The 14,883-nt window shown below is 72.6% G+C and carries 13 protein-coding genes; 9 read left to right on the top strand and 4 right to left on the bottom strand.

Annotated features, from left to right (window positions below):
* Nucleotides 1–15 precede the first annotated feature (15 nt).
* Nucleotides 16–2,016: an acetate--CoA ligase gene (acs, locus tag RIU97_RS18415; RefSeq protein WP_404958116.1), complete on the bottom strand. Its 2,001-nt coding sequence runs from the start codon at nt 2,014–2,016 to the stop codon at nt 16–18.
* 255 nt (nt 2,017–2,271) lie between these two features.
* The gene (locus tag RIU97_RS18410; RefSeq protein WP_404958114.1) at nt 2,272–4,719 is read right to left on the bottom strand and encodes a SulP family inorganic anion transporter; all 2,448 of its coding nucleotides are present in this window, start codon (nt 4,717–4,719) and stop codon (nt 2,272–2,274) included.
* 236 nt (nt 4,720–4,955) lie between these two features.
* On the opposite strand from RIU97_RS18410, the gene RIU97_RS18405 reads away from it, so the two are divergent.
* The gene (locus RIU97_RS18405; RefSeq protein WP_404958112.1) at nt 4,956–6,260 is read left to right on the top strand and encodes a hypothetical protein; all 1,305 of its coding nucleotides are present in this window, start codon (nt 4,956–4,958) and stop codon (nt 6,258–6,260) included.
* Here RIU97_RS18405 and RIU97_RS18400 read toward each other — a convergent pair.
* Nucleotides 6,214–7,254, bottom strand: coding sequence for an ATP-binding protein (locus RIU97_RS18400; RefSeq protein ID WP_404958110.1), 1,041 nt, complete (start codon nt 7,252–7,254; stop codon nt 6,214–6,216). The two genes, RIU97_RS18405 and RIU97_RS18400, sit on opposite strands and share 47 nt — an antisense overlap.
* Before the next feature lie 109 nt (nt 7,255–7,363).
* Between RIU97_RS18400 and RIU97_RS18395 the strand changes: the two genes are divergently transcribed.
* Nucleotides 7,364–8,185 carry an oxidoreductase gene (locus RIU97_RS18395; RefSeq protein ID WP_404958108.1) on the top strand — a complete coding sequence of 274 codons (822 nt, stop codon included), beginning with the start codon at nt 7,364–7,366 and terminating at the stop codon, nt 8,183–8,185.
* 409 nt (nt 8,186–8,594) lie between these two features.
* Here the strand turns inward: RIU97_RS18395 and RIU97_RS18390 are convergent, their stop codons facing one another.
* Nucleotides 8,595–9,470 (bottom strand): HAD family hydrolase, encoded by an 876-nt coding sequence (locus RIU97_RS18390; protein ID WP_404958106.1) that lies wholly within the window; start codon nt 9,468–9,470, stop codon nt 8,595–8,597.
* A gap of 490 nt (nt 9,471–9,960) precedes the next feature.
* Here RIU97_RS18390 and ssd point away from each other — a divergent pair, with 490 nt between their 5' ends.
* From ssd to RIU97_RS18355, 7 genes are read left to right on the top strand one after another with little or no spacing between them, the layout of a single operon-like run.
* Nucleotides 9,961–11,118 (top strand): septum site-determining protein Ssd, encoded by a 1,158-nt coding sequence (gene ssd, locus RIU97_RS18385; RefSeq protein ID WP_404962873.1) that lies wholly within the window; start codon nt 9,961–9,963, stop codon nt 11,116–11,118.
* On the top strand, nt 11,115–12,263 hold the full coding sequence (locus tag RIU97_RS18380; RefSeq protein ID WP_404958103.1) for a TadA family conjugal transfer-associated ATPase: 1,149 nt from the start codon (nt 11,115–11,117) through the stop codon (nt 12,261–12,263). Before ssd ends, RIU97_RS18380 begins: the two co-directional genes overlap by 4 nt.
* Complete coding sequence (locus tag RIU97_RS18375) at nt 12,260–13,144, top strand: type II secretion system F family protein (protein ID WP_404958101.1); 885 nt, start codon at nt 12,260–12,262, stop codon at nt 13,142–13,144. The genes RIU97_RS18380 and RIU97_RS18375 overlap by 4 nt, the downstream gene beginning before the upstream one ends.
* Nucleotides 13,144–13,920 carry a type II secretion system F family protein gene (locus tag RIU97_RS18370; protein WP_404958099.1) on the top strand — a complete coding sequence of 259 codons (777 nt, stop codon included), beginning with the start codon at nt 13,144–13,146 and terminating at the stop codon, nt 13,918–13,920. The genes RIU97_RS18375 and RIU97_RS18370 overlap by 1 nt, the downstream gene beginning before the upstream one ends.
* A gap of 50 nt (nt 13,921–13,970) precedes the next feature.
* Nucleotides 13,971–14,168 (top strand): DUF4244 domain-containing protein, encoded by a 198-nt coding sequence (locus tag RIU97_RS18365; RefSeq protein WP_404958097.1) that lies wholly within the window; start codon nt 13,971–13,973, stop codon nt 14,166–14,168.
* Nucleotides 14,155–14,541 (top strand): TadE family type IV pilus minor pilin, encoded by a 387-nt coding sequence (locus RIU97_RS18360; RefSeq protein ID WP_404958095.1) that lies wholly within the window; start codon nt 14,155–14,157, stop codon nt 14,539–14,541. Before RIU97_RS18365 ends, RIU97_RS18360 begins: the two co-directional genes overlap by 14 nt.
* Complete coding sequence (locus RIU97_RS18355; protein WP_404958093.1) at nt 14,538–14,879, top strand: Rv3654c family TadE-like protein; 342 nt, start codon at nt 14,538–14,540, stop codon at nt 14,877–14,879. The genes RIU97_RS18360 and RIU97_RS18355 overlap by 4 nt, the downstream gene beginning before the upstream one ends.
* The last annotated feature ends 4 nt before the right edge of the window (nt 14,880–14,883 follow it).

The following is a 14,883-nucleotide window of genomic DNA, read 5'->3' as shown; positions in this document are numbered from 1 at the left end:
CCTGGTGCCTCGGCGTCAGTCCTCGCCGCCGGCGGCGGCCGGGAGCTTGCTCTGGATCAGGTCCATGACCGAGGAGTCGGCGAGCGTGGTGACGTCACCGACCGCGCGGTTCTCCGCCACGTCGCGCAGCAGGCGGCGCATGATCTTGCCCGAGCGGGTCTTCGGCAGCTCCTGGACCGGCAGGATCCGCTTCGGCTTGGCGATCGGGCCGAGCGTGGTGCCCACGTGGTTGCGCAGGTCCGCGACCAGGGTGTCGGTCTCGGACGCGCTGCCGCGCAGGATGACGAAGGCCACGATGGCCTGGCCGGTGGTCTCGTCGTTGGCGCCGACCACGGCCGCCTCGGCGACCGAGGGGTGCGAGACGAGCGCCGACTCGACCTCGGTGGTCGAGATGTTGTGGCCGGACACCAGCATCACGTCGTCCACCCGGCCGAGCAGCCAGATGTCCCCGTCGTCGTCCTTCTTGGCACCGTCGCCCGCGAAGTACTTGCCCTCGAAGCGCGACCAATAGGTGTCGATGAACCGCTGGTCGTCACCCCAGATGGTGCGCAGCATGGACGGCCACGGCTCGGTGAGGACCAGGTAGCCGCCTCCGCCGTTCGGGACCTCGCGCGCCTCGTCGTCCACGACGGTGGCGGAGATTCCGGGCAGGGCGCGCTGCGCGGAGCCCGGCTTGGTGGCCGTGACGCCCGGCAGCGGGGAGATCATCATCGCGCCGGTCTCGGTCTGCCACCAGGTGTCCACGATCGGGCAGCGGTCGCCGCCGATGTGCTTGCGGTACCAGATCCAGGCCTCGGGGTTGATCGGCTCGCCGACCGAGCCCAGCACGCGCAGGCTCGACAGGTCGAACTTCGCGGGGATGTCGTCGCCCCACTTCATGAACGTGCGGATGGCCGTGGGCGCCGTGTAGAGGATGGTGACGCCGTACTTCTGCACGACCTCCCAGAACCGGCCCTGGTGCGGGGTGTCCGGCGTGCCCTCGTACATCACCTGGGTGGCGCCGTTCGCGAGCGGGCCGTAGACGATGTAGGAGTGCCCGGTCACCCAGCCGATGTCGGCGGTGCACCAGTAGACGTCGGTCTCCGGCTTCAGGTCGAAGACCGCGTGGTGGGTGTACGCGGCCTGCGTGAGGTAGCCGCCGGAGGTGTGCAGGATGCCCTTCGGCTTACCCGTGGTGCCCGAGGTGTAGAGGATGAAGAGCGGGTGCTCGGCGTCGAAGGGCTGCGGGGTGTGCTCGGCGGACTGGCGGCCGACCACGTCGTGCCACCACACGTCGCGGCCCTCGGTGAAGGCGGTGTCCTGGCCGGTGCGGCGCACGACGAGCACGTGCTCGACCTGCGGGCACTTGGCGACGGCCTCGTCGATGGCGGGCTTCAGGGCGCTGGGCTTGCCGCGTCGGTAGCCGCCGTCGGCGGTGATGACCAGCTTGGCATCGGCGTCCTGGATGCGGGAGGCGACGGCGTCGGCGGAGAAGCCGCCGAAGACGACGGAGTGCGCGGCGCCGACGCGGGCGCACGCGAGCATCGCGACGACCGCCTCGGGGATCATCGGCAGGTAGACGGCGACGCGGTCGCCCGCCTCGACGCCGAGCTCGGTCAGGGCGTTGGCGGCCTTGGAGACCTCGTCCTTGAGCTCGGCGTAGGTGATCGCGCGGCTGTCGCCGGGCTCGCCCTCGAAGTGGATGGCGACGCGGTCGCCGTTGCCGGCCTCGACGTGGCGGTCCACGCAGTTGTAGGCGACGTTCAGCTTGCCGTCCGCGAACCACTTCGCGAAGGGCGGATTCGTCCAGTCGAGCGTCTCGGTCGGCTCGGTGGCCCAGGTCAGCCGCCGGGCCTGCTCGGCCCAGAAGCCCAGCCGGTCCGCGTCGGCCTGTGCGTACGCAGCCTCTGTCACATTGGCGGCGGCGGCCAGATCGGCGGGCGGTGCGAACCGCCGCTCCTCCTTGAGCAGATTGGCCAGGCTCTCATTGCTCACGACATCTCCCTTTCCCAGGGTGTCCGTTGTGTCCCCGGGCATAGCTCATCAGTCAGCGGCCCAGGTGACAAGGGGTAGCCGAGAATTGGTTTAGACCTATATCACGATCGGCCCGCACGAGAACGACGCGCGGAGGCCTCTTCCCGCTGCAGGGGGCGGGAAGAGGCCACACGATGGCACGGATACGGGAGGCTATCGGTTCACGGGCGCTGAGGATCAGGCGTGCCGCGGTTCAGGCGTGCCGCGGTTCAGGCGTGCCGCGGTGCAGGTGTGCCGCGGTTACAGGTGTGCCGCGGTTCAGGCGTTCTGGCCCACGGTGTCGAAGACGCGGCAGTCGAAGAAGTCCTCGCCCTCGGACAGCAGGTAGGCCTGCGCCTCGCCCACGTGGAAGTACATCCCGTGCAGCTCCAGGGTGCCCTCGGCGAGCCGCCTGGCCACCGATTCGTGCGCCCGCAGGTGCTCCAGCTGCTGGACCACATTGGTCAGGCACAGCTGCTCCACCGCGTCCGCCGGGAGCCTGCCCGAGATCCGGGCCCAGGCGTGGTGACGGCTGGCCATCCGCTCCAGGCTGGGCAGCCCGTGCCGCAGCCAGCGGCGCAGCGGGGTCATCGGAACCCCGGGCGCGGAGCTGAGCAGGGCCTGCATGGCCCCGCAGCCCGAGTGCCCGCACACGGTGATGCTGTCCACCTTCAGCACGTCCACCGCGTACTCGATCGCCGCCGCTACGGAGTCGTCCGTGGACTCCGCGCCGGGCAGCGGGACCAGATTGCCGACATTGCGGACCGTGAACAGATCGCCCGGGCCGCTGGCCGTGATCATGCTGGTCACCAGGCGGGAGTCCGCGCAGGTGAGGAAGAGCTGGGAGGGCCGCTGCCCCTCGCGGGCCAGCCGGGCCAGCTCGTCCCGCACGTGGGGTGCGGTGTCCCGCTGGAAGGCGCTGATTCCGCTGGCCAGTTGGCCGGCGCCGCGCCGCCGGGGCGCCGGCGTGGTGGATTCGGCCGCGGAGGTCTCGGCGGCCGCTGCCGCCCTGGCCGCGGCCGTGGGCGTACTGGTCCCCGTGGGGCGGTGGTCGCAGTGGTTCTGCCAGGGGGTCCAGGGCCGGCAGCACTGGTGCACCCCGCGCTGGGCCGTGCGCCGGGAACGGTCGGCGCCGTGGGCCGCGTGGAGCCCGTCCGCGGTCGCCCCGTGGTCCCCGCCGGAGCCGCCGGCCGGATCGGTGCCGTCGGCCGGGTCGGCGTCGCCGGAGGCCAGGATCGCCGAGCCCGAGCGGCCGGTGACCTCCAGCGAGCCCCCGTGGGCCAGGTGGGACTCCTGCCAGTCGTGCAGGGTCTCGTAGGCCGCGTGGTCCATGAAGGAGCCGTCCAGCTCGATCACCACGTGCCCGTCGTGCGGAATCTGGTTCAGCACCCGGCTCAGCCGCGGCACGGCGAGGAAGGTCAACTGCCCGCGCGCCCGCACCCGGTGGATCCCGCTGTCCAGCCGTTCCATGGTGATCCGGGTCCGGGCGAGCCGGTGCAGGGCCAGGGCGACGGCCACCGCGATGCCGATGGCCACGCCCTCCAGGACCCCGCCGAGCACCACGGCCGCGATGGTCGTGCCGTAGACCGGGATCTCCCGGTGCCGGGTGACACTGCGCAGGTGGGTGATGCTGACCATCTGCACGCCCACGGCCATCACCAGCGCGGCCAGTGCGGCCAGCGGGATCAGGTCGAGGACAGGGACCAGCAGCCCGGCCGCAAGCAGCACCCAGAGTCCGTGCAGCATGGCCGATTTCCGGCTGACGGCACCGGACTTGACGTTCGCCACGCTGCGGACGGCCACGCCCGTGATAGGCAGTCCGCCCAGGGCCCCGGAGACGATGTTCGCCGCGCCCTGCCCCCGCAGTTCCCGGTTGAGGTCGGCGCGGGGCGGGCGGTTGCCCGTACGCCGCTCGGAGGCGATCAGCTTGTCGGTCGCGACCGCGGAGAGCAGGGACTCCACACTGCCGACCAGGGTGATGGTCAGTACGGCGGCGATGATGCCGAGGACCGGCCCCTCGGGCAGCTCGGGCAGGGCGTGGCTGCTCCAGGACGGCAGGTCCACCCGGGGCAGGCTGAGCCCGGCCAGCGCGGCGAAGGCGGTGGCCGTGGCGACGGCGGCGAGCGCCGCCGGCACCTTGCGCAGCGCGCGGCCCACCCGTCCGGGCAGCCGCGGCCAGCCGAGCAGGACGATCAGGGTCAGCACGCTGACCCCGAGGGCGACCGGATGCAGGTCGGCCAACTGGGCGGGCAGTCCCTGGACGTTGGCCACGGCGGAGCTCTGCGGTGTGCCGCCGAGCACGATGTGCAGCTGGGCCAGGGCGATGGTCACGCCGATGCCGGCGAGCATGCCGTGCACGATGGCCGGGCTGACCATGAGCGCCGACCGGGCGGTGCGCAGTGCGGCGAGGCCGAGCTGGCAGAGGCCGGCGAGCACGGTGATGGCACATGTGGTGCGCCACCCGTAGTGCTGGATCAACTCGGCGGTGACCACGGTGAGTCCGGCGGCCGGGCCGCTGACCTGGAGCGGGGCGCCGCCGAGCCGCCCGGCGACGATCCCGCCGGCTGCTGCGGCGACCAGCCCCGCCTGGAGTGGGGCGCCGGTGGCCAGAGCGATGCCGAGCGAGAGGGGCAGGGCGATCAGGAAGACGGCGATGGAGGCGGAGAGGTCCGCGGGGAGATCTTTGCGGATCTGTTCGGTCGTGCGGGTGGGGGAGCTGGCTGTCATAGGTTCCCGTCTCCTCTGGGGGAGGGATGAAGCGGCGGGAGTCTCAACACTCGGTAAATGGATGGTAATGGAGAGTAAAGGCAAGCGGTGAATAATACGGGCAATTGGCCCATGGATTAGCACTCAAGAGTGATTAAGCATTTTGTCCGGCTTGTCATACCTTCCTCAAAGTTGACCGCGTGGGACGTTGCGGAACGGAAGTCCTGCGATGGAACTGTGAGGGAGAGGTGGGGCGGATGATCGCCGCCACGAAGAAGATCGCCGGCGGCCTGGTCGCCACGGCGCTGGTCCTGGGAGTCGCCGGGTGCAGTGGCTCGGAACCCGCCAAGTCCCCGAGCCCGGGGGCCCCGAACGCGCGGAAGGGCGCCGTCCCCGAAGCTCCCGGCAGCGTCAACCGGCCCATCGGCGACGGCTCGACCGCGTACACCGGCCCCCAGCCGAACGTGCAGAAGGCGCAGAAGCTGAAGCCCGGCGAAAAGCCGCCGCAGTTCGTGGTGTTCTCCTGGGACGGGGCCGGTGAGGACAGCCAGAAGCTCTTCTCGCACTTCCGCGAGGTCGGCAAGCAGTACAACGCCCGCATGACCTATTTCCTCAGCGGCGTCTACCTGCTCCCCGAGGAGAAGCGTTCCCTCTACACCGCGCCGCAGCACTCGCCCGGCCGCTCCGACATCGGTTTCGGCGACCTCCAGGGCATCAAGGACACCGCCACCCAGGTCCGCGGCGCCTGGCTCGAGGGCAACGAGATCGGCACCCACTTCAACGGGCACTTCTGCGGGCCGGACGGCGGTGTCGGCACCTGGTCCGTGGACGAGTGGAAGAGCGAGATCAACCAGGCCAAGTCCTTCGTCAAGAACTGGAAGACCAATGCGGGCCTGAAGACCATGGAGGCGCTCCCCTTCGACTACGACAAGGAGCTCGTCGGCGCCCGCACCCCCTGCCTCGAAGGCCAGAAGAACTTCATGCTGGCGGCGAGGGACATGGGCTTCCGCTACGACTCCAGCGGCATCAGCAAGCAGATCTGGCCCAAGAAGACGGACGGACTCTGGGACGTCCCGCTCCAGTTGGTGCCCATGCCGGGCCGCGCCTTCGACACCCTGAGCATGGACTACAACTACATGGTCAACCAGTCCGGGACGACCTCGCAGGGAGACCCCTCGCAGCACGCGTACTGGGGCGACCAGATGCGCGACGGCCTGCGGGAGGCCTTCGACCGCGTCTACCAGGGCAACCGTGCGCCGCTGATCATCGGCAACCACTTCGAGTCCTGGAACGGCGGCACCTACATGCGAGCCGTCGAGGAGTCCATCAAGACCATGTGCACCAAGCCGGAGGTCCGGTGCGTGCCGTTCCGTGAGCTCGTGGACTGGCTGGACGCCCAGGACCCGAAGGCCCTGGCGTGGATGCGCTCCCTCGACGTCGGCGAGGCGCCGAAGCAGGGCTGGGCGAAGTTCCTGACCGCGGGGCCGCCGGCGGCGCCGGCCGCCCCCGCGGGCGTCAAGCCGGCTGCGGAGCCGGCTGATGAGAGTGCGGACGAGGGCTGACGAAGGACTCGCCTCCGGCGGTGTTCGCGACGCCCTCGCGCAGGGTGAAGCCGGGGTCGACCTGGTCCGCCAGGTCGACCCCGGTCTTGGCGTTGCCCCAGCTCTCCGCGTTCTTGAGGTGGAACCGCACCATCTGCTCCGTGTACCGGTCCCAGTCGCGGTGCGCGTACGAGTCGTCGGCGGCGTCCTGGAGCGCCTGGAGGGCGAACCGGTTGGTCGCCTCCAGCAGCTCGAAGGCGGCCGGACGGCCCTTCTCCATCGCCCGCACCCAGTCGGAGTGCCCGACGGTGACCAGCAGGTCCTCGCCGACCTCGTCCTGGAGGAACTCGATGTCCTCGGGGCCCTGGACCTTGTTGCCGACGACCTTCAGCGCGACCCCGAAGTCCCGCGCGTACTCCTTGTACTGGCGGTAGACGGAAACGCCCTTGCGGGTCGGTTCGGCCACCAGGAAGGTCATGTCGAAGCGGGTGAACATGCCCGAGGCGAAGGAGTCGGAGCCGGCCGTCATGTCGACGACCACGTACTCGTCGGGGCCGTCGACCAGGTGGTTGAGGCACAGCTCGACCGCCCCGACCTTGGAGTGGTAACAGGCCACGCCCAGGTCGGCCTCGGTGAACGGCCCGGTGGCCATGAGCCGTACGGGCTCCCCGTCCAGCAGGAGCGTGCGAGCGCAGGCCTCGTACACCGGGTTGTCCTCGGTGACCCGCAGCAGGCGCGAGCCCCGGCCGGGCGGGGTGGTTTTGATCATCGTGTCGGCGGACGCGATGCGCGGGTTGGAGCCGCGCAGGTACTCCTTGATCAGGGGCAGGTGCGCGCCGAGGGCGGGCAGTTCGGCGGCCTCGTCCTCGCCGAGTCCGAGCGCGGCGCCCAGGTGCTGGTTGATGTCGGCGTCCACCGCGACGACGGGGGCTTCATTGGCGGCGAGGTGGCGGATGAAGAGGGAGGACAGCGTCGTCTTGCCGCTGCCGCCCTTTCCCACGAAAGCGATCTTCATGTTCACCAAGCGTAGTGGGTCGGTAGCGCGGTGTTGTCAAGGTGAGTGAAGAAGACCACTCCAAGGAGGGGTCGGTGCTACGGGTGCGCAGTGCGTAGGCTCCCTACTTATGAGTAGCGCTTCTGACCCGTTGGTCGCCCTGACCGGGCTTCCGGGTGTCGCCGAGTCCGTGGATTCCGTACGCAAGGCCGTGGACCGCGTCTACGGGCACCGGGTGATGCGCCGCCGCAGCGGTGAGATCACCTCGGAGGCCGCACTTCGCGGCGCCCGCGGGAGCGCGGCGCTGTCCGGTGCGGACTGGGCGCTGGAGGAGGTGCGCCGCCGCACCGACTTCGGGTCGGAGCCGGAAGCCCTGACGGTGGGCGCGGCCCTGCGGCTCACCGCGGAGGCCGGGCAGCTGCTGAGCATCTGGCGCCAGTCGCCGCTACGGGTCCTCGCGCGGCTGCACCTGGTGGCATCGGGATCGACGGCGGAGGGGGACGTGGTCGGCCGTCCCCGCCTGGCGGGCGAGCAGGTGGTGGAGCCCTTGGTGGACCTCCCGCTGCCGAGCGCCGAGGAGGTCGTGGGCCGGCTGGACGGTCTGTCCCGCCTGATCATCGCGGGCGGATCCGCCCCGGCCCTGGTCACGGCGGCGGTGGTGCACGGCGAACTGCTGGCCCTGCGCCCCTTCGCCTCGTACAACGGGCTGGTCGCGCGGGCGGCCGAGCGCATCGTCCTGATCAACAGCGGTCTGGACCCGAAGGCGATCTGTCCGGCGGAGGCCGGCCACGCGGAGCAGGGGCGCGAAGCGTACCTGGCCGCTTTCGAGGGCTATGTCTCCGGCACTGCGGAGGGAATGTCCGCCTGGATCGCCCACTGCGGGCGGGCGATCGAGCTCGGGGTGCGCGAGTCGACGGCGGTCTGCGAGGCCCTGCAGCGCGGCGCGGCCTGACCCGGGGCCGGCCGGAAGGAGGGGCCGGAAGCGGGCGGCCGGGGGCTCGGACCTTCCCCGGACATGGGTTGCGGCGACACCGTACTGCTTTGGTGTCGCCGCTGGCATTCACGCCCAGTTACCAAGCGTCCTCGATAGTTGCCCATCAGGTCGGGAACTTTGCCCGTTACCTGGTGCGGCTGGCCCGTAATCGACGGGTCGACGTCGCGTGGGTGCTCGGCGTTCATGCTTCGGTCCGTGGGCCTTACTGCGTTTTAAAGATGATCCTCTCGGATGTTCTTTGGTCTCGCGGGCCGTTGCTTTATTTGTACTCCGCTTCGGTGCCATGCGAAACCCCTGGCTCCACTTTTTACTTTCCGGGACGAGATCGGGTGAACCGGACAGCCCGTATCCGCGCAGGTCAGGACAATCAGCCAGACGCGGCCGCGGCCAGCGCATTGGCCCGGCGGCGGCTCGCGTACCAGACCAGCCCGGCCGTGGCGGCTGCCGCGCCCACGGCGGCCGCTGCGACGAGGGCCGGGCGCGCCGGCATCGAGAGCCCGGGGAGCCGCTGCTTGAGCCGCACGGGCCGGTTGAACACGAGGACCGGCCACTCGCGGGCCACCGCTTCCCGCCGCAGGGCGCGGTCGGGATTGACCGCGTGCGGGTGTCCCACGGCCTCCAGCATCGGGATGTCGGTGGCCGAGTCGCTGTAGGCGTAGCACCGGGCGAGGTCGTACCCCTCGGACTCCGCGAGCTCGCGCACCGCTTCCGCCTTGGTGGGCCCGTAGGCGTAGTACTCGATCTCGCCGGTGAAGCAGCCGTCCTCGCCCACGACCATGCGCGTGGCGACGACCCGGTCCGCGCCGAGCATCTCCCCGATGGGCTCGACGACTTCCGCGCCGGAGGTCGAAACGATCACCACGTCGCGGCCGGCCGTGTGGTGGGCCTCGATCAGTGAGGCGGCCTCGTCGTAGATGATCGGGTCGATGAGGTCGTGCAGGGTCTCCGCGACGATCTCCCGCACCTGCTGCACGTTCCACCCCTTGCAGAGGCCGGACAGGTACTCCCGCATCCGTTCCATCTGATCGTGGTCGGCGCCGCCGGCCAGGAAGATGAACTGCGTGTATGCGGTGCGCAACACGGCTCGCCGGTTGATCAGGCCGCCTTGGTAGAAGGACTTGCTGAACGTCAGGGTGCTCGACTTCGCAATGACCGTCTTGTCCAGGTCGAAGAAGGCTGCGGTGCGAGGCGAGGAGTGCGGCAAGGGCTGATTTTCCACGCCTCGAGCATATGCGCCCACCATTCGGCGTAAGGTGTGGCGCGTGGGTTTGCCTGAGAGGGCTCTCGGGTACACCATGGAAGTCACGGATCGTTCGCGACCGTGCTAACCCGGTCTGGCTCCTCCCCCCCCGAGTCGGACCGTGGGGACGACCCCCGCTCTCCCCCCCGGCGGGGGTCGTCGCATGTCCGGACGCGGTTCGCGTCCCTGCCTTCGCCCCCAAGTGACCATCCCTCCGGCCCTCCTCTCGTGCGGGGCCGACGCGGCGAAGGCCCTCACCCCCTCAGACTCGTGACGGTGCGTAGTGGTTCCGCCGCGCTCCGGAACTCACCTGTGAGGGTGACCGGGTTATTCACAATCGTTGGGTTGTCCACAGTTATCGAGCAAGATCCACTTGTTTTTCCTGATCGCTGCACGGTGATTCCAGCCGCGAAGTCCGCGGTGCTGGATTTGCAGTGAGAAGGGGGCGGAGATCGTGGCTCGATCGAAGTCGTGTGAAACGCCGGAGCCCGTGGTGGCGGGCGCGGGAGCAGGGGCCGCAGCAGGGGCCGGGGCCGCGCCCGGCGGCGGGCGGCCGCTGATCATCACCGAGGATCCCGTGCTCCTCGACGATCTGCTGAGGCTGTGCGCCGCCGCGGGTGCCGAGCCGCATGTGCACCACGCGGTGCCCGAGCAGCGCGATGCGGGCGGAGTGTCCGGCGCAAGTAACGGGAGCGCCGGGGGCGTTGGATGGGATTCCGCGCCGCTCGTGCTCATCGGGGACGACGCCGCGAGGCGTGTGCGAGGGGCCCCGCGCAGGACCGGGGTGTTCCTGGTCGGCCGGGACCTGGACGACCCCCTCGTGTGGCAGCGCGCCGTGGAGATCGGCGCCGAGGAGGTGCTTCGCCTTCCCGACGCCGAGAGCCTGCTCGTCGACCGCATCGCCGACGTCGTGGAGGGGGCCGGGCGGCCCGCACTCGCCGTCGGGGTGATCGGAGGCGCCGGCGGGGCCGGAGCCTCCACCCTCGCCTGCGCGCTCGCCGTCCGGGCAGCCCGCGCCGGGGAGCGGACCATCCTCATCGACGGCGATCCGCTGGGCGGGGGCATGGACGTGCTGCTCGGCGGCGAGAGCGCCGAAGGGCTGCGCTGGCCGGACTTCGCGGCGTCGCGGGGGCGGGTCGGCGCCGGAGCGCTGGAAGAGTCCCTGCCCGAGCTGCACGCCCTGCGGGTGCTCAGCTGGGACCGCGGGGACCGGGTGGTGGTGCCGCCCGCCGCGATGCGGTCGGTGGTGGCCGCCGCGCGCCGCCGGGGCGGGGTCGTGGTCGTCGACCTCCCTCGGCGGGTGGACGAAGCCGTGGCCGAAGTGCTGGCCCAGCTCGACCTGGTGCTGATGGTGGTGCCGGGCGAACTGCGGTCGGTGGCCGCCGCGGGCCGGGTGGCGGCCGGGGTGCGGATGGCGGCCCGGGACGTGCGCGTCGTCGTACGGGGCCGCTGCCCGGGCGGTCTGGACCCGGAGGCCGTGGCGGGACTTCTGGGGGCGCCGCTGGCCGGCGAGGTGCCGGTCGAGGTGGGACTGCCCGGGCGCGTGGCCGAGGGAGAACCACCGGGGGCACAGGGACGGGGCGCACTGGCCCGCTTCTGCGACGGCTTCTGGCAGCGGGCGCTCGGTCCGTCCCAGGGGGTGCCGGCATGAGCGCGGTACTCCTGGACGCGGTGCGCCGGCGGCTCGCCGAGAGCGGGGCGGAACCGACCCCGGCGCGGGTGGCGGCGGCCCTGCGAGCCCAGGGCCGGCTCCTCGGGGATGCCGAAGTGCTGGGTGTGGCCGCCGAGTTACGGTCCGAGCTGGTCGGCGCTGGCCCGCTGGAGCCGCTGCTGGCCGACCCCGAGGTCACCGATGTGCTGGTGGCGTCCCCCGACCGGGTGTGGGTGGACCGCGGTGGCGGGCTGGAGCTGACCGGGGTGACCTTCGCCGACCCAGCGGCCGTGCGCAGGCTCGCCCAGCGGCTGGCCGCCGTGGCGGGGCGGCGCCTCGACGACGCCAGGCCCTGGGTCGACGCCCGGATGCCGGACGGCACCCGGCTGCATGCCGTCCTGCCGCCGGTGGCCGTCGGCTCCGCCTGTCTCTCGCTGCGGGTGGTGCGGCCGCGGGCGTTCACGCTGGAGGAGCTCGTCGCGGCGGGGACGCTGCCGCCCGGCGGGCACCGGCTGCTGCGGGACATGGTCGAGGCCCGGCTGTCGTTCCTCGTCTCCGGTGGCACCGGAACCGGCAAGACCACGCTGCTCAGCGCCCTGTTGGGGCTGGTCGGGCCCGGCGAGCGGATCGTACTGGCCGAGGATTCGGCCGAGCTGCGCCCCGACCATCCACATGTGGTGCGCTTGGAGACCCGGCCGGCCAATCAGGAGGGGGCGGGCCTGGTCACGCTGGCCGACCTGGTCCGGCAGGCCCTGCGGATGCGGCCCGACCGGCTGGTGGTCGGCGAGGTGCGGGGCGCCGAGGTGGCGGATCTGCTCGCCGCCCTGAACACCGGCCACGAGGGCGGCTGCGGCACTGTCCACGCCAATGCCGCCGCCCATGTCCCGGCCCGGCTGGAGGCGCTCGGGACGGCCGCGGGGCTCGACCGGGCCGCCCTGCACAGCCAGTTGGCCGCCGCGCTGACCCTGGTGCTCCACCTGGTCCGGGACCGCGAAGGGCGGCGCCGGCTGGCCGAGGTGCACGTGCTGGAACGGGACGCCGCCGGACTGGTGGTCACCGTACCGGCGCTGCGCTGGGCCGCCCGGGGCTTCGTACGGGAGCGGGGCTGGGACCGGCTGCGTCCGCTGCTGCGAGGTGTCCGGTGAGCGCCGCGGCGGGGCTGCCGGTACCGGTGTTCGCCGGGGTGCTGTGCGCCGGGGCGGCCGCCTGGGGTCTCTCCGGGGGTGACCGTGTGCTCCGGCGGGCCCGGGTGGTGCTGGCCGCGGGCGCTCCGGCGGTTCCTGGCGGACAGCTGCACCGGGAGCGGCTGCTGATCGCCGTACGGGTGCGGGCCGCGCAGTGGCGGGAGTGGGCCTGCGTCGGAGCCGGCCTCCTGGTCGCGGTCCTCGGTGGGTCGGTGATCCCGCTGCTGGTGGGCGCGGCCGCGCTGCCGCTGCTGCGGCGGTGGCTGCGGGCACGGGCGCGGGAGCGGGCCCGGGCGGCGCGGGCCGCCGAAGTGGTGGCCCTGTGCGGGGCCGTGGTGGGCGAGCTGCGCGCGGGAGCCCAGCCGGGGCAAGCACTGACGGCAGCGATGCGGCGCACCGCTGCGGGCCCAGGCGGGCCGGGTGCGGCAGAGGCGGGGGTGCTGGCCGCCGCGGCGTTCGGCGGGGACGTGCCGGGGGCGCTGCGCCAGGCGGCGAAGGAGCCCGGCGCGGAGGGGCTGGCCGGGATGGCCGCCTGCTGGCGGGTGTCGGTGGACGGCGGCGCGGGGCTGGCCGCCGGGCTGGACCGGCTGGAGGGGGCCCTGCGGGCGGAGCGGGACCGGCAGGAGACGCTGCGGGCGCAGTTGGCGGGGGCGCGCTCGACGGTGCTGGTGCTCGCCCTGCTGCCGCTGGTGGGCCTGCTGATCGGCACCGGGCTGGGGGCGGATCCGCTGCGGGTGCTGCTGCACACGCCGATGGGGTGGGGCTGCCTGCTGGCGGGCGCGCTGCTGGAGGCGCTGGGGCTGCTGTGGTGCCGGCGGATCGTACGGGCGGGGGAGCGGTGATGAGTGGCTTCTTCGTCCACAGGCTGGGGATCGTGCTGTGCCTCGCCGTCGCGGCCCTCTGGGCGGGGGCGGTGGTGGTGGCACGGGTCCGGGAGCGGACGGCCCGGCGCAGGATCACCGCCCTGCTCGGGGTCGAACAGGGCCCTCGCAGGCCGGTGTTCGCCTCCGCGGCGCGCGGCGTGGTGGCTGCCTGGGCCGGGCCGGCCGCGGCAGTGCTCGCGGGCTGGGTGCTCGTCGGCGGGACGACCGGTGCGGTGGTCGGCTTGCTGGCCGCGCTCGGGGTGTGGCGGTGGCAGGCGAGGGCCCGGCCGTCCGCCGGGGTGGATCCGAGGGAGGCGGAGCGTCAGCTGCCGTTCGCCGCTGACCTGTTGGCCGCGTGTCTGGCTGCCGGCGCGGGTCCGGTGGAGGCCGCGGAGGTGGTCGGGGAGTCCCTGGGCGGCCCGGTGGGCGAGCGGCTGGCACGGGCCGGGGCGGAGCTGCGGCTCGGCGGCGAACCGGGCGCCGGGTGGGGGAGGTTGGCGGAGATACCGGGTGCCCGGGCGCTCGCGGAGTGCCTGGAACGGGCCGCCCGGACGGGGGCGCCCGCAGCGGAGCCGGTCTCCCGGCTCGCGACGGGCCTGCGGGAGGACCGGGCGCGGCTGGCGGGAGCCAGGGCGCAGCGGGCGGCGGTACTCGTCACCGCACCGGTGGGGCTGTGTTTCCTCCCCGCTTTTCTCGCGATCGGGGTGGCGCCGGTGGTGATCGGAATGGCCTCGGGACTTCTCTCGAACACCTGACGTCGCATTGACCACATACATCAACAACGGAAATCCACAGGAGGTTTGCCATGAGGATCATCTGGTTTCGGGTGCGGGCGGCGTTGAGCGGTCGCGGGAGCGACGCGGGGATGTCCACCTCGGAATACGCCATGGGCACGATCGCGGCCTGCGCATTCGCCGCCGTCCTCTACAAGGTGGTGACCAGTGAAGTCGTCGCGACGGCCCTTCAGTCGACCATCGGGAAGGCGCTCGATGTGCCGTTCTGAGGGTAAGTCCCCGGCGCGCCGGGGAATCGCGGACCGGGGATATGTGACGGCGGAGGCGGCCCTGGTGATCCCGGCGCTGGTGCTGTTCGCGGCGCTGCTGGTGTGGGCGCTGATGGCGGCGGCCGCGCAGATCAGGTGTGTGGACGCGGCCCGGGCCGGCGCCAGGGCGGCGTCCAGGTCGGAGCCGGCCGAGGTGGCCGTGGCGGCGGCGCGGGCGGCCGCGCCGCCGGGGGCGCGGGTGGAGCTGGAGCGGGTGGGTGACCTCTGGCGGGTCCGGGTGGCGGCGCCGGCGCCGGGGCCGGGCGGGCTGCCCGTACGGCTCGGGGCGCAGGCGGTGGCCCTGGCGGAGGACAGCGTGGGGCCGCCGCCGTGAGCCGGGACCGGGGTTCCGCCACGGTCTGGGCGGCGCTGGTGGCCACGGTGCTGGGGGTGGTGTTCGGCGGGGTGCTGCTGCTCGGCCAGGCCGTCGTCGCCCGGCACAGGGCGGCTTCGGCGGCCGATCTGGCGGCGCTCGCGGCGGCGGCCACCTGGGCCCATGGACCGGAGACCGCCTGCGCCGCGGCACTGCGGGTGGCCCGGGCGCAGGGAGCCGCGCTCGCCGGGTGCCTTTTGCACGGCGAGGTCGCCGAGGTGACGGCCAGGGTCTCGGCGGGCCCCTTCACCCCCGCCGTCGCGGCCCGTGCGGGCCCGCCTCGGGCGTCGCCGCACTGACCCC

The sequence above is a fragment of the Streptomyces sp. 147326 genome, assembly GCF_045000215.1.
Lineage (GTDB): Bacteria > Actinomycetota > Actinomycetes > Streptomycetales > Streptomycetaceae > Streptomyces.
Note: the sequence above shows the minus strand (reverse complement) of the source record. Positions and strands in the feature narration are given on the sequence as shown.

Excerpts from the sequence above, each read along its gene's own strand:
- acs (WP_404958116.1), bottom strand. The coding sequence starts at position 2,016 with ATGCCCGGGGACACAACGGACACCCTGGGAAAGGGAGATGTCGTGAGC.
- RIU97_RS18410 (WP_404958114.1), bottom strand. The coding sequence starts at position 4,719 with ATGACAGCCAGCTCCCCCACCCGCACGACCGAACAGATCCGCAAAGAT.
- RIU97_RS18405 (WP_404958112.1), top strand. The coding sequence starts at position 4,956 with ATGATCGCCGCCACGAAGAAGATCGCCGGCGGCCTGGTCGCCACGGCG.
- RIU97_RS18400 (WP_404958110.1), bottom strand. The coding sequence starts at position 7,254 with ATGAAGATCGCTTTCGTGGGAAAGGGCGGCAGCGGCAAGACGACGCTG.
- RIU97_RS18395 (WP_404958108.1), top strand. The coding sequence starts at position 7,364 with ATGAGTAGCGCTTCTGACCCGTTGGTCGCCCTGACCGGGCTTCCGGGT.
- RIU97_RS18390 (WP_404958106.1), bottom strand. The coding sequence starts at position 9,470 with ATGGTGGGCGCATATGCTCGAGGCGTGGAAAATCAGCCCTTGCCGCAC.
- RIU97_RS18380 (WP_404958103.1), top strand. The coding sequence starts at position 11,115 with ATGAGCGCGGTACTCCTGGACGCGGTGCGCCGGCGGCTCGCCGAGAGC.
- RIU97_RS18370 (WP_404958099.1), top strand. The coding sequence starts at position 13,144 with ATGAGTGGCTTCTTCGTCCACAGGCTGGGGATCGTGCTGTGCCTCGCC.
- RIU97_RS18365 (WP_404958097.1), top strand. The coding sequence starts at position 13,971 with ATGAGGATCATCTGGTTTCGGGTGCGGGCGGCGTTGAGCGGTCGCGGG.
- RIU97_RS18360 (WP_404958095.1), top strand. The coding sequence starts at position 14,155 with ATGTGCCGTTCTGAGGGTAAGTCCCCGGCGCGCCGGGGAATCGCGGAC.